General features: G+C 64.6%; 17 protein-coding genes. 9 read left to right on the forward strand and 8 right to left on the reverse strand.

The window, feature by feature from the left end; all coding sequences use genetic code 11:
• The first annotated feature begins 15 nt into the window (after positions 1–15).
• A complete protein-coding gene (locus HOP59_RS07570) occupies positions 16–1,125 on the forward strand; it encodes a glycosyltransferase family 9 protein (RefSeq protein WP_234253390.1) in 1,110 nt (369 codons plus the stop codon).
• Here HOP59_RS07570 and HOP59_RS07575 read toward each other — a convergent pair.
• Entirely contained in the window at positions 1,079–1,858 is a 780-nt protein-coding gene (locus HOP59_RS07575; protein WP_234253391.1) for a glycosyltransferase family 2 protein, read from the reverse strand. The genes HOP59_RS07570 and HOP59_RS07575 overlap by 47 nt on opposite strands.
• A 141-nt stretch (positions 1,859–1,999) precedes the next feature.
• Here HOP59_RS07575 and HOP59_RS07580 point away from each other — a divergent pair, with 141 nt between their 5' ends.
• Complete coding sequence (locus HOP59_RS07580) at positions 2,000–3,679, forward strand: sulfatase-like hydrolase/transferase (protein ID WP_234253392.1); 1,680 nt, start codon at positions 2,000–2,002, stop codon at positions 3,677–3,679.
• 17 nt (positions 3,680–3,696) lie between these two features.
• Here the strand turns inward: HOP59_RS07580 and waaF are convergent, their stop codons facing one another.
• Together waaF and rfaD are read right to left on the reverse strand one after the other, a co-directional pair.
• Positions 3,697–4,746 carry a lipopolysaccharide heptosyltransferase II gene (waaF, locus tag HOP59_RS07585; RefSeq protein WP_234253393.1) on the reverse strand — a complete coding sequence of 350 codons (1,050 nt, stop codon included), beginning with the start codon at positions 4,744–4,746 and terminating at the stop codon, positions 3,697–3,699.
• Positions 4,743–5,708, reverse strand: a complete 966-nt coding sequence (gene rfaD / locus HOP59_RS07590) for an ADP-glyceromanno-heptose 6-epimerase (protein ID WP_234253394.1) — start codon at positions 5,706–5,708, stop codon at positions 4,743–4,745. The genes waaF and rfaD overlap by 4 nt, the downstream gene beginning before the upstream one ends.
• Before the next feature lie 98 nt (positions 5,709–5,806).
• Here rfaD and glyQ point away from each other — a divergent pair, with 98 nt between their 5' ends.
• The 3 genes from glyQ (at position 5,807) to gmhB (ending at position 9,637) form a co-directional block, all read left to right on the forward strand.
• Positions 5,807–6,814 (forward strand): glycine--tRNA ligase subunit alpha, encoded by a 1,008-nt coding sequence (gene glyQ, locus HOP59_RS07595; protein WP_051004582.1) that lies wholly within the window; start codon positions 5,807–5,809, stop codon positions 6,812–6,814.
• Positions 6,814–8,880, forward strand: a complete 2,067-nt coding sequence (glyS, locus tag HOP59_RS07600) for a glycine--tRNA ligase subunit beta (RefSeq protein WP_234253395.1) — start codon at positions 6,814–6,816, stop codon at positions 8,878–8,880. Before glyQ ends, glyS begins: the two co-directional genes overlap by 1 nt.
• Before the next feature lie 202 nt (positions 8,881–9,082).
• Entirely contained in the window at positions 9,083–9,637 is a 555-nt protein-coding gene (gmhB, locus tag HOP59_RS07605) for a D-glycero-beta-D-manno-heptose 1,7-bisphosphate 7-phosphatase (RefSeq protein ID WP_234253396.1), read from the forward strand.
• Between the two features lie 171 nt (positions 9,638–9,808).
• Here the strand turns inward: gmhB and gyrB are convergent, their stop codons facing one another.
• From gyrB to dnaA, 4 genes are all read right to left on the reverse strand, one after another.
• Positions 9,809–12,229 (reverse strand): DNA topoisomerase (ATP-hydrolyzing) subunit B, encoded by a 2,421-nt coding sequence (gene gyrB / locus HOP59_RS07610; RefSeq protein WP_010626007.1) that lies wholly within the window; start codon positions 12,227–12,229, stop codon positions 9,809–9,811.
• A 3-nt stretch (positions 12,230–12,232) separates the two neighbouring features.
• Complete coding sequence (gene recF / locus HOP59_RS07615; protein ID WP_234253397.1) at positions 12,233–13,357, reverse strand: DNA replication/repair protein RecF; 1,125 nt, start codon at positions 13,355–13,357, stop codon at positions 12,233–12,235.
• A 147-nt stretch (positions 13,358–13,504) separates the two neighbouring features.
• Positions 13,505–14,608, reverse strand: coding sequence for a DNA polymerase III subunit beta (dnaN, locus tag HOP59_RS07620; RefSeq protein ID WP_010626005.1), 1,104 nt, complete (start codon positions 14,606–14,608; stop codon positions 13,505–13,507).
• Between the two features lie 69 nt (positions 14,609–14,677).
• Positions 14,678–16,150: a chromosomal replication initiator protein DnaA gene (gene dnaA, locus HOP59_RS07625; protein WP_010626004.1), complete on the reverse strand. Its 1,473-nt coding sequence runs from the start codon at positions 16,148–16,150 to the stop codon at positions 14,678–14,680.
• Between the two features lie 513 nt (positions 16,151–16,663).
• On the opposite strand from dnaA, the gene rpmH reads away from it, so the two are divergent.
• From rpmH to mnmE, 4 genes are all read left to right on the forward strand, one after another.
• The gene (gene rpmH, locus HOP59_RS07630; RefSeq protein WP_010626003.1) at positions 16,664–16,798 is read left to right on the forward strand and encodes a 50S ribosomal protein L34; all 135 of its coding nucleotides are present in this window, start codon (positions 16,664–16,666) and stop codon (positions 16,796–16,798) included.
• Between the two features lie 13 nt (positions 16,799–16,811).
• A complete protein-coding gene (rnpA, locus tag HOP59_RS07635; RefSeq protein ID WP_026037812.1) occupies positions 16,812–17,183 on the forward strand; it encodes a ribonuclease P protein component in 372 nt (123 codons plus the stop codon).
• Positions 17,184–17,300: 117 nt separating this feature from the next.
• Positions 17,301–18,986, forward strand: coding sequence for a membrane protein insertase YidC (gene yidC, locus HOP59_RS07640; RefSeq protein ID WP_026037811.1), 1,686 nt, complete (start codon positions 17,301–17,303; stop codon positions 18,984–18,986).
• 76 nt (positions 18,987–19,062) lie between these two features.
• On the forward strand, positions 19,063–20,433 hold the full coding sequence (gene mnmE / locus HOP59_RS07645) for a tRNA uridine-5-carboxymethylaminomethyl(34) synthesis GTPase MnmE (protein ID WP_234253398.1): 1,371 nt from the start codon (positions 19,063–19,065) through the stop codon (positions 20,431–20,433).
• Between the two features lie 25 nt (positions 20,434–20,458).
• Here the strand turns inward: mnmE and HOP59_RS07650 are convergent, their stop codons facing one another.
• On the reverse strand, positions 20,459–21,304 hold the full coding sequence (locus HOP59_RS07650; RefSeq protein WP_234253399.1) for a 23S rRNA (adenine(2030)-N(6))-methyltransferase RlmJ: 846 nt from the start codon (positions 21,302–21,304) through the stop codon (positions 20,459–20,461).
• Positions 21,305–21,352: the final 48 nt, after the last annotated feature.

A 21,352-nucleotide genomic window follows, 5' to 3' on the forward strand; every position in this document is an offset into this window, starting at 1 on the left:
GGCTCGGGAGCCCAGATGACGTCTTCTTCCCGCGTGGCCGCTCGCCACGCAGCGAATCAGCCGCCGCACATCCTGGTGGTGCGCAACGACAAGCTCGGCGATTTCATGCTCGCCTGGCCGGCGCTGGCCTGTCTCAAGGCCGCCGCTCCGCAAGCGCGGATCAGCGTGCTGGTGCCGGCCTATACGGCACCGCTGGCCCGGCTGTGCCCGTGGATCGACGCGGTCATCGTCGATCCCGGCGACGCCGCCGGCAAGCAGGCGCAGCGCGAACTGCTGGCCCAGCTGCGCAGCGAACGCTTCTGCGCCATGCTCACGCTCTACTCCACGCCGCGCATCGGCTGGCTCGGCTGGCGAGCCGGCATCCCTTGCCGCGTGGCACCGGCCACCAAGTGGGCGCAGCTATTCTACAATCATCGCGTCGTTCAGCGCAGGTCGCGCTCCGACAAACCGGAATACCTGTACAACGTCGAGCTGGCCGAGGCATTGCTGGCAGCCCAGGGCTGGCAGCCCCAGGCGCGCCCAGCGCCGCCGTACTGGCCGCTGTCGCCCGGCACCGCGGCAGCCCAGCGCGAGTCAATAGCCGGGGCCCTGGCGCTGGAGCCGTCACGACCGTGGCTGTTCCTGCATGCCGGCAGCGGCGGCTCGGCGGTCAATCTCTCTTCGTCTCAGTACGCCGAACTGGCCGCCGCCATCGATTCCAGGCTTGCCGCAGACGACATTCGCGCGCATTGGGTGCTGACCGCCGGCCCCGGCGAAGAGCCGGCGGCACACGAATTGTGTGAGATGCTGCACGACAGGCGGTTGCAGGCCAAGGTTCTGCCGCCGCGTACGGGTCTCGCCGACTTCGCCCTGGCGCTGAGCGCCGCGGACCTGTTCGTCGCCGGCTCCACAGGGCCGCTGCACATCGCCGCTTGCCTGAACCGGCCCACGGCCGGCTTCTACCCCGCGCGCCGTTCGGCCACTGCGCTACGCTGGCAAACCTGCAACGACGCGAGCCGCCGCCTCGCCTTCAGCCCCCCCGAGGGCGCCGGCGAAAGCGAGATGTCGGCCATCGACCTCGAGGTCGCGGCCACCGAGATCAGCGCTCTGGTGTCTCGTCGGGTGGCGGCGAAGTCCGCGTCCTGACCCACAGGTCGGCGTACTTGGCGAAGGTGGAGTGTGCCGACAGCAATGCCAGCAACAAGCCCTGGCGACCATCGAGAAAGCCCGCGCGCAGCAGGTACATGCGCAGGAAGCAGCCCACACCATGCACGAGCCCGGCCGAGAGACTGCCCTGTTTGCCACGGGCGGCACGCTGCTCGGCCCAGGCCTGGGCGTAGTGGGCCGACTTCTCGAGATAGTGACGCAGGTCGCGGTAGGTGTAGTGCAGCAGGTCGCCCACCAGCGCCTTGACCGGCAAGCCATCTGGATTGTGCAGCTTTTCGTGGACCAGGGCCGCATCGTAGCCGGCCTTGCCGCGAGGATAGAGCCGTGCCACCCGGTCGGGATACCAGCCCGAATGGCGAATGAAGTCGCCGAAACACCAGGATAGGCGCGGCAGGGTGTGGATCGCCGGCTCGCCGCTGGCGACAGCGGTCTGGATGCTCCGGCGCAGCTCCGGCGTCACCCGCTCGTCGGCATCGACCATCAGGATCCAGTCGCTCTCGACCATGGCTTCGGCACGCTGACGCTGAACGCCGAAGCCCTGCCAGTCGGCGTTCACCGCCACCTTGTCGGTGAATTCCCGGGCGATGGCGCAAGTGTCGTCGTCGCTGCCGGAATCGAGGATCACAATCTCATCCACCCAGCGCAGCGTCTCCAGGCAAGCGCGCAGATGGGCGGCCTCGTTCTTCACGATCAGTACCGCAGCCAGGCTCATCGACCTCTCCTCGTCGGTCCGGCGGGCTGGCCAGTTTACTGCCGCCGAGCGGATGGCGCCAAATCCGAAAACACCTTGCATGGTGCAGGGCGGCGAAGCCTTGTTAAGCTGACAGACGAACTCAATGGAAGCCCTCACCCCATGACGATTTCTTCCAAACTTCTCAAGCTGGCCCACCCACGCTGGCTATCGCTGCTTGTGATCGGACTCTGTCTGGGTTACGCACTGACCGCGTTGACCCGTCTGCCCCACTGGAGCCTGCCGCTGGTGGCCGCGCTGTGGATGGCCATGGGTACATGGCTGAACTGGGGCGCGCCGCAAAGCGCTCCGAGCGCTTCTTCATCGCGGCGTTGGCCATGGAGCCTGGTGCCGATCGCACTGTGGGGGCTTTACATCTACCTCTCCGAGAGCTTCGGCATCGTCGATCTCGGCGCAGTGTTCTTCCACCTGCAGGCCGGCATGACCGACCACGGCGGCGTCAGCCGTATCGGTGCGGCCATCGGCTATACCCTGACCATGGTGGCGCTGCTGGCGGCGATCACCTGGTTGATTCGCCATGACCGCCGCTGGAGCCTGACCGAACCCTTTCTGGCCATGGCGTTACTCGCCACCAATCCGCTGCTCTATGGCGTCACCCAGCGCGGCGCGGCCATCGTCACCGACGACGGCGCCTGGCTCGACCGCCAATACGTACAGCCGGTCATTCTGGAGGCGCCCGAAGAGCGGCCCAACCTCCTGCTCATGTATCTGGAAAGCATCGAGCGCACCTACGCCGACCGGGAGCGTTTCGGTGATGCCTATGCCGACCTGGATGCCATCGGCGAGCATGGCCTGGCCTATGAGGGGGTCTATCAGATCGACAACACCGGCTGGACCATGGCCGGCATGATCGCCAGCCAGTGCGGCAGCCCCCTGATGCCGGCCGGACTGCTGCACGACCGCCAGTTCACGCCGCTGGATAAGGTGGTACCCGGCGTCGACTGCCTGGGAGACCTGCTGGCCGAACAGGGCTATCGGCTCAGCTACCTGGGTGGGGCCAGCACGGCTTTTGCCGGCAAGGGGATCTTCTACAAGGGGCACGGTTTCGAAACCGTGCTCGGGCGTGAAGACCTGCAGCCCCTGCTGGACGATCCCGATTACGTCAACAACTGGGGACTCTACGACGACTCGCTCTATGATTTCACGCTCGAGGAGATGCGGCGGCTCGACCAGGAGCCAGGGCCCTGGGGAGTGGTCAACCTGACCCTTGCCGGCCATGCCCCCCGTGGCTATCCCGCCCAAGCCTGCATCGACCGCCAGGGTGAGTTCGACGGCGTCGACATCCTCTACTCGGTAGAGTGCTCAGCCTGGCTGGCCCGCGACTTCCTCGAGCGCGCCGATGCCGAGGGACTGCTCGACAATACTATCGTGATCATCGCCAGCGATCACCTGACCATGCGTGTCTCGGCCTGGGAGCAGCTGATCCAGGGCGAGCGTGACAACACCTTCATGCTGCTGGGGCCGGGGATTCCCGTGGGACGCGAGAGCCGCGAGGCTTCCATGGTGGATGTCTTCCCCACCATTCTCGAAGCCATGGGTTTCACCATCGACTGGCACCGCGCCGGCCTGGGGGTTTCGCTGCTCTCCGACGAGCCGACACTCCTCGAGGAGTACAGCAAGACCGAGATCAATGCCCGAATGCGTGAAGAGCGGGCGCTTCAGGAGCGCCTGTGGAATGGCCTGGCCCCCGAGCCGCAGCCTGCTCCCGAGCAGGAGAAACAGGAGCAGGTGGTGGAGACTCCGGTGGATTCCACCGGTGAAGAGCCTGCCGCGGTACAGTGAAACGGTCGCTCTGGCTTTCAGTCGCGAGTCACCGGGATGGCGGACTCTGCAAGCACGGCGGCCAGCACCCGCTGAGGCGACAGCTGCACCAGGCAGTTGGTGTGCCCCAGCGGGCAGGTGCGCTCGAAGCAGGGCGAACAACCCAGCCCCAGATAGTGGATCTCGGCCCTGTCGGTGAGCGGCGGCGTATAGGCAGGCGACGACGAGCCATACAGCGCATGCACGCGGGTACCCACCGCCGCGGCCACGTGCATCAGCCCTGAGTCGTTGGTCACGACCTGCTGGCAGTCGGCGAGCAGATCGACCGCATCGGCCAGCCGGGTCTGTCCGCACAGGTTGTGAACGTACGGCAGGCCTGCGGCGATTGCCTCCCCGGCGGCGACGTCCTTGGGGCCACCCATCACGCGAATCTCGAAGCCCTCGTCCACCAGGCGCTCGGCAAGCTCGCGGAAATGGCCCAGCGGCCACTGCTTGGCCGGCCCGTACTCGGCCCCGGGCATCATGCCGACGGCCGGCCGTGAGCTCAGGCCCAGGCGCGTGCGCAGCTCATCGAGGTTATCCGTGTCGATCCGCAAGCGCGGCCGGGGAATGGCGAAATCGCCGCGCCGGGCTTCCTCGGCTGTCAGTCCCAGCGCCACGAAGCGCTTCACGGTCTGGTCCAGCAGGGTCTTGTCGAGTTCGCGGCGATCGTTGAGCAGGCCATAGCGCTGCTCACCGGTGAAGCCGATACGACGCGGAATCCGAGCCAGAAACGGCACCAGCGCCGATTTCCAGGAGCGCGGCAGCACGATGGCCCGGTCGAAACGCCCGCGCAGCCGCCCGGCCAGGGCGCGCCGGGTGGACCAGCCGAACTCACCGTGGCCGACGTCCAGGCTCGCCACTTCATCGACCTCGGCCATGCGCTCCAGAATCGGCTGCGACCAGCCCGGCGCCACCACACCGATGCGGCATCCCGGCTGGTTTTGCTTGAGGGTCATGAACAGGCTCTGGGCCATGACCATGTCGCCGACCCAGGAGGGGCCGACCACCAGGATACGCGGGGCTGTGGAGGCAGCCGCCTGGCTCATCCCCTGGCCCCGGCCAGCCACTCAAGATACGCCTTCACGCCCTCGGCCACGGTGCGGAACTCGCTCTCGTAGCCGGCCTCACGCAGGCGCGAGATGTCGGCGCGGGTATAGCTCTGATAGCGCCCCTTGAGTTCGTCGGGAAAGTCGATGTACTCGATGCGCCCGCGGCCATGGAAGTCGATGACCGCCTCGGCGATGGCCTTGAACGGCTCGGCCCGGCCGGAGCCGAGGTTGAAGATGCCCGACTTGTCGGGGTTGTCGAGGAACCACAGGTTGACGTTCACCACGTCGCCGACATACACGAAGTCGCGACTCTGCATGCCCGCCTCGTAGCCGTCCCAGCCACCGAACAGCCTGAGGCCCTGGCCCGCCGAAATCTGGGTGTGGTTGTGGTAGGCCACGCTCGCCATCTTGCCCTTGTGCTGCTCACGCGGGCCGTAGACGTTGAAGTAGCGGAAGCCCACCACCTGGCTGGTGAACTCATCCCAGTGCTGGCGCACGTACTGATCGAACAGCAGCTTGGAGTAACCGTAGACGTTAAGGGGCTTCTCGTGTTCGGGCTCCTCGCGGAACACCTGGCTGCCGCCGTAGGTGGCCGCCGACGAGGCATAGAGAAAGGGGATGCCCTGCTGCTGGCAGTAGTGCAGCAGCATCTTGGAGTACTCGAAGTTGTTGTCGAGCATGAAGCGGCCGTCCCACTCGGTGGTATCCGAGCAGGCCCCCTCGTGGAAAATCGCCTCGATCGGCGGCAGGCGCGAGGGCTCACCGCGCAGTGCCGCCTCGACGCGGGCACGGAAGTCGTCCTTGTCGAGATAGTCGCCCAGGGTGCAGTCCGCCAGGTTGACGAACTTGGTGCCGTCGGAGAGATCGTCGACCACCAGCACGTCGTTGCGCCCACGCTCGTTGAGAGCCTTGACCAGATTCGAGCCGACGAAGCCGGCGCCACCTGTCACTACGATCATGTAAACCTCGCTGGGGCGCAAGCGCTGCGCCTATAACCCATGTGCCTGTGATTGTATACTTGACGCCCTGTGAATTCATGGCCAACGGTGCTTCCGCAATGACACTCTCGTCAAACCCGTCGCAGACGCTCTCGTCGACCTCGGCCTCAGGGTCGACGCCAGACGCGACCACTTTTCAGGGCCTAATACTCGCCTTGCAGCAGTACTGGGCCGAACACGGCTGCGTAGTGCTCCAGCCGCTGGACATGGAGGTCGGGGCCGGCACCTTCCACCCCGCCACCTTCCTGCGCTCCATCGGCCCGGAGACCTGGAATGCCGCCTACGTGCAGCCTTCCCGTCGCCCCACCGACGGTCGCTACGGCGAGAACCCCAACCGCCTGCAGCACTACTACCAGTTCCAGGTGGTGATGAAGCCCTCCCCCGCCGACCTGCAGGAGCGCTTCCTGGGCTCGCTCGAGCGTATCGGCATCGACCCGCTGGTGCATGACATTCGCTTCGTCGAGGACAACTGGGAGTCGCCGACCCTGGGCGCCTGGGGCCTGGGTTGGGAGGTCTGGCTCAACGGCATGGAGGTGACCCAGTTCACCTACTTCCAGCAGGCCGGCGGACTCGAGTGCTACCCCGTCACCGGTGAGCTCACCTACGGTCTCGAGCGCATCGCCATGTACCTGCAGAACGTCGACAGCGTCTACGACCTGGTGTGGACCATCGCCCCGGACGGCACCAAGGTCACCTACGGCGACGTCTATCTGCAGAACGAGCGCGAGCAGTCGGCCTACAACTTCGAACATGCCGACGTGCCGGTCCTGTTCAACGCCTTCGACCACCACGAGCGCGAGTGCACCAAGCTGCTCGAGGCAGGATTGCCGCTGCCGGCCTATGAGCAGGTGCTCAAGGCCTCTCATACCTTCAACCTGCTGGATGCCCGCCACGCCATCTCGGTGACCGAACGGCAGCGCTTCATCCTGCGTGTGCGCACCATGGCCCGTGACGTGGCCCATGCCTATTACGCCTCGCGCAAGGCCGCCGGCTTCCCGCTGGCCCCCGAAGCCCTGCGCCAGGAGCTGCTGGCTCAGGACATGAACGCCGAACAGGGAGACGCGTGATGGCTGCCAATACCTTTCTGATCGAGCTGGGCGTCGAGGAATTGCCGCCGAGCGCCATCGACACGCTCTCCGACGCCCTGGCCGACGGCATTCGCCGCGGCCTGAGCGAGGCCGAGATCGCCTTCGGCGACATTCGCGCCTATGCCACGCCGCGCCGCCTGGCGGTGCAGGTGATGGAGCTGGCCGACAAGCAGCCCGACCGCGAAGTCGAGCGCCGCGGCCCGGCCTTGGCCGCGGCCTACAAGGACGGCCAGCCGACCAAGGCTGCCGATGGCTTCGCCCGCTCCTGCGGCGTCGAGGTGGTCGACCTGATCCACCTGGAAACCGACAAGGGCACCTGGCTCGGCTACCGCGAACAGCAGCAGGGCGAAGCCACCACACGGCTGCTGCCGGCCATCGTCGACAAGGCCATTGCCGCCCTGCCGGTACCCAAGAACATGCGCTGGGGCGCCTCGCGGATTGAGTTTTCTCGCCCGGTGCACTGGCTGGTGATGCTCTACGGCAGCGAGGTGGTGGCAGCCCAGGCGCTGGGCCTGACCTCGGGCCGCACTACCCGCGGCCACCGCTTCCATGCCCCCGAGACCATCGAGCTGGCCCATGCGAACGACTACCTGGCCACCCTCGAGCAGGCCTGGGTACTGGCCGATCGCGACCGTCGTCGCGAGCGTATCCGCGAGCAGGTACTGGCCGAGGCCGAGGTCCAGGACGCCCAGGCGGTGATCGACGAGGCACTGCTCATCGAAGTGAGCGGTCTGGTGGAATGGCCGGTGGCACTGGCCGGCAGCTTCGACGAACGCTTCCTCGAGGTTCCCGCGGAGTGCCTGATCTCGTCGATGAAGGCCAACCAGAAATACTTCCACCTGCTCGACGACCAGGGCCGGCTCAAGCCGCAGTTCATCACCATCTCGAATATCGACAGCCAGGATCCGCAGCAGGTGATCGAAGGCAACGAGAAGGTCATTCGGCCGCGTCTGGCCGATGCCGCCTTCTTCTACGACACCGACCGCAAGCAGCCGCTGGCGGCACGCATCCCCGGCCTGGCCAACGTGGTGTTCCAGCAGCAGCTTGGCACCCTGGCCGACAAGGCGCACCGCAGCGCCGCCGTGGCCGCCTTCATCGCCGGCCGCATCAACGGCGACGTGGCCCAGGCACGCCGTGCCGCCGAGCTGGCCAAGTGCGATCTGGTCACCGAGATGGTGCTCGAGTTCCCCGAGCTTCAGGGCATCATGGGGCGCTACTACGCGACCCACGACGGCGAACCGGCCGAAGTGGCCCAGGCCCTCGAAGAGCAGTACCTGCCGCGCTTCGCCGGCGACGAGATCCCCGCTTGCCGTACCGGCCAGGCCCTGGCGCTGGCCGACCGCCTCGACACCCTGACTGGCATCTTCGGCATCGGTCAGCGCCCCAGCGGCACCAAGGACCCCTTCGCCCTGCGTCGCGCCGCCATCGGCGTGCTCAACATCATGATCAAGGGCGAACTGGATCTCGACCTGCGCGAGCTGCTGGAGCTGGCCGCTGCGCAGCACCAGGAGCTGCCCTACGCCGAGACGCTGGTCGACGAGGTGCTGGGCTACATGCTCGACCGCTTCCGCGCCTGGGGTCAGGACGAGGGCATTCCTGCCGAGGTCTACCTGGCCGTTCGTGCGCGCCCGGTGACCAAGCCGCTGGATTTTGCCCGCCGCATGCGCGCGGTGCACGTCTTCACCCAGCGTGATGAAGCCGCTGCTCTGGCCGCCGCCAACAAGCGGGTTTCCAACATCCTGGCCAAGCAGGCCGGCGAGCTGGGCGGACAGGTCGACGCGGCACTGTTGCAGGAAGCGGCCGAGCGCACGTTGCACGAAGCCGTTTCGACCAGCCGCGAGCGCGTCCTGCCGCTGTTCGCCGAAGGCCGCTATCGCGAGGCGCTGGACGTTCTTGCCGGCCTGCGCACCCCGGTGGATGCCTTTTTCGATGACGTCATGGTCATGGCCGATGACGACGCCGTGCGACGCAACCGCCTGGCGCTGCTGGCCGGTCTGCAGGCCCTGTTCCTCGAAGTGGCCGACATCGCTCTGCTGCAACAGTAAGCGGTCATGCCGAAAGCCGGCCGGGAGCAAGTAGCCCGGCCGGCTTTTTCATGCCTGCTCTTTCATTGCCTGCCCTGCTGTTTGATACGGACTGTCGCTACGCCTGTGTTTCACGTGAAACATCCCAGCCACAAGCACAGGCTTGGCATGTGGTGTTTCACGTGAAACACTGCCCCTTCTCTTCTTCTGCTTATGGTGCAAGATGCCCAGCGCACCCCGACTCGTGATCCTCGACCGCGACGGCGTCATCAACCGCGATTCCGACGCCTACATCAAATCTCTCGAAGAGTGGATTCCCTACCCCACTTCCATCGAGGCAATAGCCCGGCTGAGCCGAGCCGGTTGGTTGGTGGCCATCGCCACCAACCAGTCCGGCATCGCACGCGGCTACTATGACGAGGCCACCCTGGCCACGATGCACGCCGAGCTCGAACGGTTGGTGGCCGTCGCCGGAGGCGAGATCGCTCATATCGCCTACTGCCCCCACGGCCCGGACGACGGCTGTACCTGTCGCAAGCCCCTGCCCGGCCTGCTCGAGGAGATACGCACCGCGCTGGGGCTGGATAGTCTAGAGGGCAGTTGGATAGTGGGCGACAGCCTGCGCGACCTGCAGGCAGGAGATGCAATGGGCTGTCGTTCCGTGCTCGTACGCACCGGCAAGGGCAGCCGCACCGAGGCGAAAGGCATGGGGTTGGAAAACGCGCAGATTTTCAATGATCTGGCCGCGTTTACTGACTGGCTGCTGAGCCAAGCCTAGACGATTTTCGTACAAGTCCTAAAACGGAGCACTCAACAAGTACCCGAACGTAGCTCGCATGAAAAAGCCGACCTTCGAAGGGTCGGCTTTTTCTGCTCTTGTCACGCACTGTCTGTCACTCACTGCAGGCAGCGGGGGCGATGTTTCACGTGAAACATCGCCGTGTGCACATCACACGTCCAGGTTGGCCACCAGCGCGTTGCTCTCGATGAAGGCACGCCGCGGCTCGACTTCGTCGCCCATCAGCGTGTTGAACATCATGTCGGCGGCCACTGCATCCTCGATGGAAACACGCAGCAGGCGCCGCGTATCGGGATCCATGGTGGTCTCCCACAGCTGATCCGGGTTCATCTCGCCCAGTCCCTTGTAGCGCTGCACCGCAAGGCCGCGCTGGGCCTCGGCCATCAGCCATTCCAAGGCCTGGTAGAAGGTAGTGACCGTCTTCTTGCGCTCACCCCGCGCGATGTAGGCGCCCTCTTCTAGGAGACCGTCCAGCGTCTCGCCAAGCGCTGCCATGGCACGGTAGTCGGCGCTGGTGAAGAAGTCGATGCCCCACACGTAGTCGGAGCTGACACCGTGCGCCGTCAGCGTGACCGCCGGCAGGAACAGTTCGCGCTCGGAGTCCTCTTCGAGACGGAAGGTATAGCGCGGCCCGCCTTCGTAAGCGACCAGCGCGTCCATCTCCTGCTGCAGGTACTCGATCCAGTTCTGCATGGTGACGCGATCCTTGAGGCTCGTTTCACCTTCCAGGCGCGCGGCGTGGACCACCTTGCGCAGCACCTCGTTTGGATAGACACGCGAGAGGCGATCGATTCGCTTCATCACGTCGCGGTACTGGCCCACCAGCGATTCCAGCTGCGCACCGGTAACGGGCGGCGCTTCCGGATTGACGTAGAGCCGGGCGCCGTCCATCGCCGTGGTGGTGAGATAATCGATCAGCGCCTGCTCATCCTTGAGGTAGGTCTCCTGCTTGCCACGCTTGATCTTGTACAGCGGCGGCTGAGCGATGAAGACATGCCCACGCTCGATCAGCAGCGACATCTGACGGAAGAAGAAGGTCAACAGCAGCGTACGAATGTGCGAGCCGTCGACATCTGCGTCGGTCATGATGATGATCGAGTGGTAGCGCAGCTTGTCCGGGTTGAACTCCTCGCGCCCGATGCCGCAGCCCAGGGCAGTGATCAAGGTACCCACCTCGGCGGAAGAGAGCATCTTATCGAAGCGCGCCTTCTCGACGTTCAGGATCTTGCCCTTGAGCGGCAGAATCGCCTGGGTGCGGCGGTCGCGGCCCTGTTTGGCACTGCCGCCGGCCGAGTCACCCTCGACTAGGAACAGCTCGGAGAGGCTTGGGTCCTTTTCCTGGCAGTCGGCCAGCTTGCCCGGCAGGCCGGCGATGTCCAACGCGCCCTTGCGGCGGGTCATGTCGCGCGCCTTGCGCGCCGCTTCACGTGCACGGGCCGCGTCGAGCATCTTGTTGACGATCGACTTCGCGTCGTTGGGACTCTCGATCAGATAGTCCGAGAACAGGCGCCCCATCTCCTGCTCCACCGCGGTCTTGACCTCGGAAGAGACCAGCTTGTCCTTGGTCTGGGAGGAGAACTTGGGATCCGGCACCTTGACCGAAATGATCGCCGTCAGCCCTTCGCGGGCATCGTCCCCGGACGTGGCCACCTTGGACTTCTTGAGCAGCCCTTCGGACTCGATGTAGCCATTCAAGGTACGGGTCAGTGCCGCTCGAAAGCCTGCCAGGTGAGTGCCACCGTCGCGTTGCGGTATGTTATTGGTATAACAGAAAATATTCTCGGCGAACGAGTCGTTCCACTGCATCGCCACCTCGACCACCACGCCGTCCTCGCGCTCGGCTTCGAAGTGAAACACGGGGTTGAGCACGGTTTTGTTGCTGTTGAGGTGATTGACGAACGCTTTCAGCCCGCCCTCGTAGTGGAACAGCTCCTCCTTGCCGCTACGCTCATCGGTCAGACGAATCGCCACCCCGGAGTTGAGGAAGGAGAGTTCGCGCAGCCGCTTGGCCAGAATATCGTAGTGAAACTCGATATTGGCGAAGGTGCCGGGGGAGGGTTTGAAGTGCACCCGGGTACCGGTCTTTTCCGTCTTGCCGACCACGCTGAGCGGCGCCTGGGGCACCCCGTGGTGGTAGATCTGCTCATGCACCTGTCCGGCCCGCCAGATCGTCAGCTTGAGCTCCTCGGACAGCGCATTCACCACCGACACACCTACGCCGTGAAGTCCTCCCGACACCTTGTAGGAGTTGTCGTCGAACTTGCCGCCGGCGTGCAGCACCGTCATGATCACTTCCGCTGCCGACACGCCCTCTTCCTCATGAATGTCGGTAGGTACGCCGCGGCCGTTGTCACTGACGGTGATGGATTCGTCAGGGTGGATGATCACGCGTACTTCGCTGCAGTATCCGGCCAGGGCTTCATCGATGGAGTTGTCCACCAGCTCGAACACCATATGGTGCAGACCTGTCCCGTCATCGGTATCGCCGATGTACATGCCGGGACGCTTTCGCACGGCATCCAGGCCCTTGAGAACCTTGATGCTCGATGAGTCGTAAGCTTGCTCGCTCATTGACTACTCCATGATGAAGTCTATCTGTGCCTCAGACCCTAGCTGCCCTGCTCCGGAATCCGCTTGTTTCACGTGAAACATCGCGATGGGCGTCTGGGGCTCCCATGGCCCCGCCAGGGCGTCGTGTTCGACACTCGTGATGAATGCCTGGCAGCGCATCGATTCGAGCAGGCGACAAAAGACGCGCCTATGCTCGGCATCGAGTTCTGCAGGCAAGTCGTCGATCAGGTAAAGACAGTTTCGTCCTGTCGACAGCTCAAGCAGCCTTCCTTGCGCCAGCTTGAGCGCACTCACTACCAGTTTCTGCTGTCCGCGGGACAGCACCTCCACTGCAGGCCGTCGCCCCAGCCGGATTCTGAGATCGGCACGCTGGGGTCCATGCTGAGTGAAGCCCATATGAAAATCCTGCTCGCGGCCCTGCTCGAGCACTTCATGCAGGTCGCGCTGCTTGTCCCAGCCGCGGGAGTAGCGCAGGCGCAAATCGGGCAGCTCGATCAGGCGGCCGAGGGTTTCCTCGAATACCGGCACGAAGCTTGCCATCCATTCACGGCGCAGCGCATCGACGCGCTCTCCCCAGTGGGCCAGCTCCTGTTCCCAGGCAGCCAGACTGCTGACGTCCATTCTATCACGCCTGAGGAGCGCATTCCGATGCTTCAGCGCACGCTTGGCGCGGCGCCAGGCGTCATAGAAGTCGTGTTTCACGTGAAACACACCCCAGTCGAGAAACTCTCTTCGTCCGGCCGGGGCGCCCTCGAGCAGGCGGAAGGCATCGGGGTTGACCAGCTGAAGAGGAAGGGCCTCGATCAGCTGCGCCAGCCGTGGCACCCGCTCCCCCGCCATGCGCATTTCGAGCTCGCCGCCTTCACGCTCACGCCGCACGCCGATGGGCACGGGAGGCGTACCTGCCAGCCGGGCAAACAGCGTCATTCCCGCTGCGTCATGGGCAATCGCATGCTTCAGCTGCCGTGTGCGGAAAGAGCGGCCCATACCCAGGATGTGCAGCCCCTCGAGCACGCTGGTCTTGCCGCTACCGTTGCGCCCTACGATCAGATTGATACCGGGGCTCGGCGTGACATCGAGCGGGGCCAGATTTCGCAAGCCGGTGAAGGCCAGGCGTTCAATCAGCATGCGGCGTAGCGCAGTACGTGGCGACGGTACCCAGCCGACATTCGCTGCGGCTGGGTACCCAGAGAGGAAAGAGCGGCGTTCGCGAGCCCGGAGATGCCCTGCACGCGTAGCGGTGCGAGAATCGGCGCGAACACGAGGTCATCGCTCCTACAGGCGCATGGGCATGACGACATACATGGCATCGCCGCCACCGGGCTCTTCCATCAAGGCGCTGCTATTGGAATCGGCGAGCGTCATCTGCACGCGATCTTCTCCAATAACATTAAGCACATCAATGAGATACCCAACATTGAAGCCGATTTCGAGCGAGTCGCCGCCATACTCGACCGCCACGTTTTCCTCGGCTTCTTCCTGCTCGGGGTTGTTGGCCATGACCTGCAGATTGCCCTCCTGCAGATGCAGACGCACGCCGCGATACTTCTCATTGGAGAGAATGGAGGTGCGCGAGAGTACCTGGCGCAGCTCGGCGCGCTCGGCAATGAAGACCTTGTCGCCGCCGCGCGGCACCACACGCTCGTAGTCGGGGAACTTGCCGTCGACCAGCTTCGAGGTGAAAGTGAAGTCGCCGGTATGAGCACGTACGTGGCTCGCGCTGAGAGTCAGCGTCACCGGCTCGTCGCTGTCGTCGAGCAGCCGGACCAGTTCCAGCACGCCTTTGCGCGGCACGATCAGCTTGCGCGCCGGCTCGACCTGGATCTCAGCCGAACGCGAGCAGACCGCCAGCCGGTGGCCGTCGGTTGCCACGGTACGCACCAGGCCTGCACGCAGCTCCAGCAGCATGCCGTTGAGGTAGTAGCGCACGTCCTGCTGGGCCATGGCAAAGGAGGTGGCATCGATCAGGTGCTTGAGCGTGCCGCGCGGCAGGCTCAGCTCGACATCGCCGGCGCTGTCCTCGATGTTGGGGAATTCCGCCACCGGTAGCGTCGACAAGGTGAAGCGGGAACGGCCGCTGCGCAGCACGGCGCGGCCGTCCTCCAGGCTGAACTGCAGCTCGGCCTGATCGGGCAGCGACTTGCAGATGTCCATCAGCTTGCGGGCAGGTACGGTGATGGCTCCGGGCACTTCGACCTGAGAGGCGGCCGTGCGACCGATGAGTTCGACCTCGAGGTCGGTACCGGTGAGCGCCACCTGCTCCTGGTCGACCTGGATCAGCACGTTGGATAGCACCGGCAGGGTCTGGCGGCGCTCCACCACGCCAGCCACCAACGCCAGCGGCCGCAGCAGCGCTTCACGGGTAATGGAAAATCTCATGTCGGCTCCACGTCTAGTCCTGTAGATGGGTGTCGGGCATTGATGTCAGACGTCCTGGCGAACCTGCACTCAGCTGGTCAAGAGCCGCAGCAGGTTCTTGTAGTCCTCGCGGATATCCGCGCTCTCCTCCTGCAGTGCCTGCACCTTGCGGCAGGCATGCAATACCGTCGTGTGATCGCGTCCGCCGAAGGCGTCGCCGATTTCCGGAAGGCTGTGATTGGTCAACTCCTTGGCCAGTGCCATGGCGACCTGACGCGGCCTGGCCACGGATCTCGAACGGCGCTTGGAGAGCAGGTCGGCGAGCTTGATCTTGTAGTACTCGGCCACGGTGCGCTGAATGTTGTCGACGCCGACCTGCTTGTCCTGCAGCGCCAGCAGATCCTTCAGCGACTCGCGAATGAAATCCTGGGTGATAGGCTTGCCCATGAAGTGGGAGTCGGCAATGACTTTTTTCAGCGCCCCCTCCAGCTCCCGCACGTTGGAACGAATCTTCTGGGCAATGAAGAAAGCGGCGTCGTGAGGCAAGTCCACCTTGGCCTGATCCGCTTTCTTCATCAGGATGGCGACCCGGGTTTCCAGCTCCGGTGGCTCGATGGCCACGGTAAGGCCCCAGCCGAAACGTGACTTGAGACGCTCCTCGACGCCGCTGATCTCCTTGGGATAGCGGTCCGAGGTCAGGATCATCTGCTGACCGCCCTCAAGCAAGGCATTGAAAGTATGGAAGAATTCTTCCTGAGAGCGCTCCTTGCCGGCGAAGAACTGGATATCGTCGATCAGCAGCGCATCGACGCTTCTATAGAAGCGCTTGAAATCATTGATGGCATTGAGCTGCAGCGCCTTGACCATGTCCGCCACGAAGCGCTCGGAGTGCAGATAGACGACCCGTGCGTTCTCGCGCCGTGTTGCCAGGGCATTGCCCACGGCATGCATCAGGTGGGTCTTGCCCAGACCGACCCCACCGTAGAGAAACAGTGGGTTGTAGGCACCGCCGGGGTTCTCCGAGACCTGCCGCGAGGCGGCCCGAGCCAGTTGGTTGGACTTGCCCTCGACGAAGGTTTCGAAGGTGAAGCTGGGGTTGAGACCGCTGCTGTGCTTGAGACTACCCTCGACCTGCACTTCGCGCTCGCTGCCGGAACGCCGCGCCGAGCCGCCCTCTTCGCGCAGTTGGTCGATCTCGCGCTCATCGCCGATGTCGCCGCGCGGCGGTACCTGAACGGCAGGCGCCAAGGGGGAGTGAGGATTGGCCGAGACCGGAGCCCCGAGTTCGCGTGTCTGGGGTTTGACCGCAGCCACCTTGCGACTGCCCACAGCCAGTACCACCCGCGGTGGTTTGGCAGGCGCCAGCTCCCTGAGCAGCTCATTGATGCGCTTGGCATACTTGTCGCCGACCCAGTCACGCACGAAGCGGTTGGGCGCCAGCAGTCGCAGCTCGTTGGCTTCGCCCTCCTCGGCCTGAAGCGGGCGAATCCACGTATTGAACTGCTGGGCGTTCAGCTCGTCCTGCAGGTAATCCAGACACTGTTGCCAGAGAGCAAGAGACACTCGACCTCACCATGACCCGTTGATGCGTGACCGGCCATTGTATCCTTCGACCGCCGGGTTATCCACAGCGGAAAACGCCGGAAAATGGCTGTGGAAAAGCCCGGGTGGCGCCAGTGATCATCGTGTTCATCCATGGCGAACCACATCGGCGTGTGGATGAGTCGGACAATCATCAACCGACCAGTCACAGCATGAGCACTCCTTTCCCAACGCTTTTCCACAGACCCAGACATCAGCCAACCAGCTGATGAGAAAAGCAAATACTACTTTATCAACAGAATCGATCCCCATTATTAGTCACAGTAGATTCAAGAAAACCTCTTATGATGATTACCCCAGTGGCGTTCGCTGCGGATGCCCTGAGGTGATGCGGGAAGGTGAGGAACAATTGCGTCGGGCAGCCGAAGTCTCTACAATTTCCGGTCTTGAACCGAATCTGCCCCTGGTTCCTGTCGGGAATCAGGGCATTCCTGTAAGACGATCCGTCAACAAACCACGTGGGAATCAAGAGTTATGAAACGCACCTTTCAACCCAGCGTTCTGAAGCGCAAGCGTGTCCACGGCTTCCGTGCTCGCATGGCTACCAAGAATGGTCGTGCCGTTCTGGCTCGCCGCCGCGCCAAGGGCCGCAAGCGTCTGAGCGCCTGATCGCGGATTGCGCGTGTCCGGTCATGGTTTCCCCAAACAGCTGCGACTGCTGACAGCCGGGGATTATCGATACGTTTTCGATCACGCTGCACTCAAGGTACATGGCAAGGGGCTGATGGCCCTGGCGTGCCCCAATGGACTGGACCACCCCCGCCTTGGCCTGGTCATCAGCAAGAAGAACGTCCGCAGAGCCGTGGATCGCAACTGCCTGAAGCGTGTGGTGCGCGAATCCTTACGTCTGCGCCAGTGCTCATTACCCGCCGTGGATATCGTCCTGCTGGCACGTCGCGGCGCGAGCGAACTGGACAAGGCCACGCTGCATCGCCAGCTTTTCGGCATGTGGCGGCGCCTGGAGCGTGACGCGCAGAAGTCGATGACCTCCTGACCGGATGCGGTATTTGTCTCCGCTTCGATGGCCTGCCTCGGCAGGCTGTCGCCCTCTTTCACATGGCAGCGGATCTCGTTCCAGCGGCATGTTCACTACCCACCGGGCAGAACCCTCATGGACGTAAAACGACTCCTATTGCTGATTCCACTGGCCGTGCTCACCTACCTGCTGGTGGTACAGTGGAACCAGGATTATGGCCAGGTTGCTCCTGAGCCAGATGCTCCCACCATCACCGCCCCGGCACCCGGTGACGCGCAGGCCCCCGATGACGACGCGTTGGCCGTGCCGGCCGCCCCCAGGGCGGAGCAGGAGATGACCGGCGACATGCCGGCGGAACCTGCCGAGCCGACCAGCACCCGCGACCTGGTCGCCGTGGTGACCGACGTGCTCGACGTGCGCATCGACCCCCAGGGGGGAGACATCGTCTATGCGGCACTGCCCCGCCATCGCATGACGCTGGGCTCGGACCGCCCCTACGTGCTGCTCTCGGACAGTGAGACGCGCAGCTACGTGGCCCGCTCGGGCCTGCAACTGGACGGTCACGGTGGACGCATCGGCTTCACCGCGGAGAACACCAGCTATCGTCTGGCCGACGGCGAGGGTCGTCTGGACGTGGACCTGCACGGAGAAGTGAACGGCGTCGATGTGATCAAGCGCTTCTCCTTCGAGCGCGGCAGCTATGCGGTCGAGGTCAGCTACTACCTGGCCAACAACACCGAAGCGCCGGTCACTGCCCGTTTCATCGGTCAACTGGCCAGGGACAACAGCCCCGACCCCTCGGCGGGCGTGGCACTGGGCATGAGCTCCTATCTGGGTGCGGCCTACTCATCGCCGGACGAGCGCTACCAGAAGGTCGATTTCGACGACATCCAGCGCGGACGCTTCAACAACCGAGACGTTCAGGGCGGATGGGTCGCGATCATCCAGCACTATTTCGTCTCGGCCTGGGCGCCGCCCCAGAACCAGCAGAACCTGCAGTACGCCACCACCGACTCGCGTAACCGCAACGTCGCGGCTTTCGCCGGCCCGGTGACCACGGTGGCGGCAGACGGCGAGGCACGCCTGGGTGCCACCCTCTACGTGGGCCCCAAGGTTCAGGACTATCTCGAGCAGGTCGCCCCGCATCTGCGCCTGACCGTCGATTACGGCTGGCTGTGGTTCATCGCCAACCCGCTGTTCTGGCTGCTCGACCAGATTCATAACCTGGTGGGCAACTGGGGCTGGTCCATCGTCTTCCTGACCATCCTGGTCAAGCTGGCCATGTGGCCGCTCTCCGCCAAGGCCTACAAGTCGATGGCCCGCATGCGCAAGCTGGGCCCGGAGATGCAGCGCCTGAAGGAGCAGTACGGCGACGACCGCCAGAAGATGTCCCAGGAGATGATGAAGTTCTACCAGAAGGAGAAGATCAATCCTCTGGGCGGCTGTCTGCCGATCCTGGTGCAGATGCCGGTGTTCATCGCCCTGTACTGGATGCTGCTGGAGTCGGTGGAGCTGCGCCACGCGCCCTTCATGTTCTGGATTCAGGACCTGTCGATGAAGGATCCCTTCTTCATCCTGCCGATCCTGATGGGCGTGTCGATGTACGTGCAGCAACTGCTCAACCCGACGCCTCCGGACCCCATGCAGGCGAAGATCATGAAGATGCTGCCTATCGTCTTCACCTTCTTCTTCCTGTGGTTCCCGGCCGGCCTGGTGATCTACTGGGTGGTCAACAACATCATCTCGATCGCGCAGCAGTACGCCATCACCCGCAAGATCGAGAACGACCCCAGCGTCGGCAAAGGGTTGAAGACCAAGTAACCCTGTCCCGGCACTACCTGGACCCCTGCCTCGGCAGGGGTTCGGCGTTTAGGCCTTACCAGCGAGGGAATAGCGCATGGCCGAGCGGCTCTACCATCAGGACACCATCGCCGCGCTGGCCACGCCGCCAGGGCGCGGCGGGGTCGGTATCATTCGCGTCTCGGGCCCCCTGTGCGCCACGATTGCCGAGGCCGTGGTGGGTCACCGCCCGGAGCCGCGCCGCGCCCACTACGGTCCCTTCCACGGCGCTGCCGGCATCATCGACGAAGGCATTGCCCTCTATTTCGCCGGGCCGCACTCCTTCACCGGCGAGGACGTGCTGGAGCTGCAGGGCCATGGCGGCCCGGTGATCATGGATCTGCTGCTGGAGCGCTGCGTTCAGCTCGGCGCCCGCCTGGCCCGGCCGGGGGAGTTCTCCGAGCGCGCCTTTCTCAACGACAAGCTCGACCTGGCCCAGGCCGAGGCCATCGCCGACCTGATCGAGGCCAGCTCGAGAAGCGCCGCCGAGAACGCCCTACGCTCGCTGCAGGGGGAGTTCTCCCGCCGGGTGGCGAGCCTGGTGGACAAGCTCATCGAGCTGCGCATGTACGTGGAGGCGGCCATCGACTTTCCTGAAGAGGAAATCGACTTCCTGGCCGACGGCCGAGTGGCCGAGATGCTCGCCGGGGTGCAGGCGGAGCTCGCCGAGGTGCGCACCGCCGCCGGCCAGGGGGCGCTGATGCGTGAAGGCATGAACGTGGTGATCGCCGGGCGGCCCAATGCCGGCAAGTCGAGCCTGCTCAATGCCCTCACCGAGCAGGAGACCGCCATCGTCACCGATATCGCCGGTACCACCCGCGACGTGCTGCGCGAACACATTCACCTGGACGGCATGCCGCTGCACGTGATCGATACCGCGGGGCTGCGCGACACACCGGACGCGGTGGAACAGATCGGCGTGGCCAGGGCCTGGGCCGAGATCGAGAAGGCCGACCGCGTGCTGCTGCTGGTGGATGCCACCACCACCGCGGCGACCGATCCCATGGCGATCTGGCCGGAGTTCGTCGCCCGCCTGCCCGATCCGACCCGCCTGACCCTGGTGCGCAACAAGATCGATACCAGCCAGGAGCAGGCCGGCTTCGACGGCGCCGACACCACGCCGGTGATCCGCCTGTCGGCGCGCACCGGTGCAGGCCTGGAGAATCTCAAGGCGCACCTCAAGGCGGTGATGGGGTTCACCGCCACCACCGAAGGACGCTTCTCGGCCCGGCGCCGCCATCTGGATGCCCTGGACCGGGCGCAGCGAGCCCTCACCAACGGCGAAGAGCAGCTATCGGGCTACGGCGCCGGCGAGCTGCTGGCGGAAGATCTGCGCGACGCCCAACAGGCGCTGGGAGAGATCACCGGCGAGTTCAGCGCCGACGACCTGCTGGGAGAGATCTTCGGCAGCTTCTGTATCGGCAAGTAGCCCTTCATCGGCAAGCTAAGAGAGGCTACTCCCCCACCCACCAATCGGCACGGTAACGGCTGGCCTCGCCCAGCAGCGGCGTGACCCGGGCCATGGCGGCGGCAAGGCGCTCGTCCAGCCCCCAGGGCGGGTTCACCACCAGCATGCCGCTGCCGTACATGCCGCGCTCCTCGCCCGGCTCGCGCAGCGTCAGTTCGCTGCGCCAGATCTTGCGCAGGCCGCCGTCGCGCAGCCGCTCCAGCAGTTCGAGATGCCTCGCCGCGGGCAGCAGCGGGTACCACACCAGCACCACCGCATGGCGCGCCTTGCGCATGGCGCCGAGCACGCTCTCGGCCACCTCGGCGTACTCGGCCTTCAGCTCATAGCTGGGGTCGAGCAGGGCACACACCCTGGGCGTGGCCACCGGCAGCGCGGCACTCAAGCCCGCCAAACCGTCGGCGTGGATGCGCCGCACGTTGGCCGGTAACGCCTGCTGCGTCAGATGTTCGTGCTCAGCGGGATGCAACTCGAACAGCTGCAGGCGGTCGTCCCGCCGCAGCCGCTGGCTCAGCCACCAGGGCGAGCCCGGGTAGCGTTCGAGCCGGCCGGCATTGGACTGCAAAGCGGCGATGGCCTCCAGCCAGCCGGCCAGCAGCGGCTCGTCGCTCAGTGCCTCACGCGCTTGCCACAACGGCAGCACGCCGTGGCGATACTCGCCCAGGCGCTGGGTCTCGCTCGCCTCCAGCGGGTAGAGGCCGCGACCGGCATGGGTATCGAAGAAGGTGATCGGCGAGGTCTTGCGCAGCAGATGATCGATGACCGCATGGAGGGTGAGATGCTTGTGAACGTCGGCGAAATTGCCGGCATGGTAGGCATGCTGATAGGAGAGCATGGCGAATCGCCTTCGGCTGGTACGGAACGAAAATGCACAGGCCCGTCA

This window comes from Billgrantia aerodenitrificans, from assembly GCF_021404405.1.
Classification (GTDB): Bacteria; Pseudomonadota; Gammaproteobacteria; order Pseudomonadales; family Halomonadaceae; genus Halomonas; species Halomonas aerodenitrificans.

Bases quoted from the DNA above. Each gene is read 5' to 3' on its own strand.
- gmhB (WP_234253396.1), top strand. From the start codon at position 9,083: ATGCCCAGCGCACCCCGACTCGTGATCCTCGACCGCGACGGCGTCATC.
- rfaD (WP_234253394.1), bottom strand. From the start codon at position 5,708: ATGATCGTAGTGACAGGTGGCGCCGGCTTCGTCGGCTCGAATCTGGTC.
- mnmE (WP_234253398.1), top strand. From the start codon at position 19,063: ATGGCCGAGCGGCTCTACCATCAGGACACCATCGCCGCGCTGGCCACG.
- glyS (WP_234253395.1), top strand. From the start codon at position 6,814: ATGGCTGCCAATACCTTTCTGATCGAGCTGGGCGTCGAGGAATTGCCG.
- dnaN (WP_010626005.1), bottom strand. From the start codon at position 14,608: ATGAGATTTTCCATTACCCGTGAAGCGCTGCTGCGGCCGCTGGCGTTG.
- rpmH (WP_010626003.1), top strand. From the start codon at position 16,664: ATGAAACGCACCTTTCAACCCAGCGTTCTGAAGCGCAAGCGTGTCCAC.
- HOP59_RS07650 (WP_234253399.1), bottom strand. From the start codon at position 21,304: ATGCTCTCCTATCAGCATGCCTACCATGCCGGCAATTTCGCCGACGTT.
- yidC (WP_026037811.1), top strand. From the start codon at position 17,301: ATGGACGTAAAACGACTCCTATTGCTGATTCCACTGGCCGTGCTCACC.
- HOP59_RS07575 (WP_234253391.1), bottom strand. From the start codon at position 1,858: ATGAGCCTGGCTGCGGTACTGATCGTGAAGAACGAGGCCGCCCATCTG.
- gyrB (WP_010626007.1), bottom strand. From the start codon at position 12,229: ATGAGCGAGCAAGCTTACGACTCATCGAGCATCAAGGTTCTCAAGGGC.
- glyQ (WP_051004582.1), top strand. From the start codon at position 5,807: ATGACACTCTCGTCAAACCCGTCGCAGACGCTCTCGTCGACCTCGGCC.
- recF (WP_234253397.1), bottom strand. From the start codon at position 13,357: ATGCTGATTGAACGCCTGGCCTTCACCGGCTTGCGAAATCTGGCCCCG.
- HOP59_RS07580 (WP_234253392.1), top strand. From the start codon at position 2,000: ATGACGATTTCTTCCAAACTTCTCAAGCTGGCCCACCCACGCTGGCTA.
- HOP59_RS07570 (WP_234253390.1), top strand. From the start codon at position 16: ATGACGTCTTCTTCCCGCGTGGCCGCTCGCCACGCAGCGAATCAGCCG.
- waaF (WP_234253393.1), bottom strand. From the start codon at position 4,746: ATGAGCCAGGCGGCTGCCTCCACAGCCCCGCGTATCCTGGTGGTCGGC.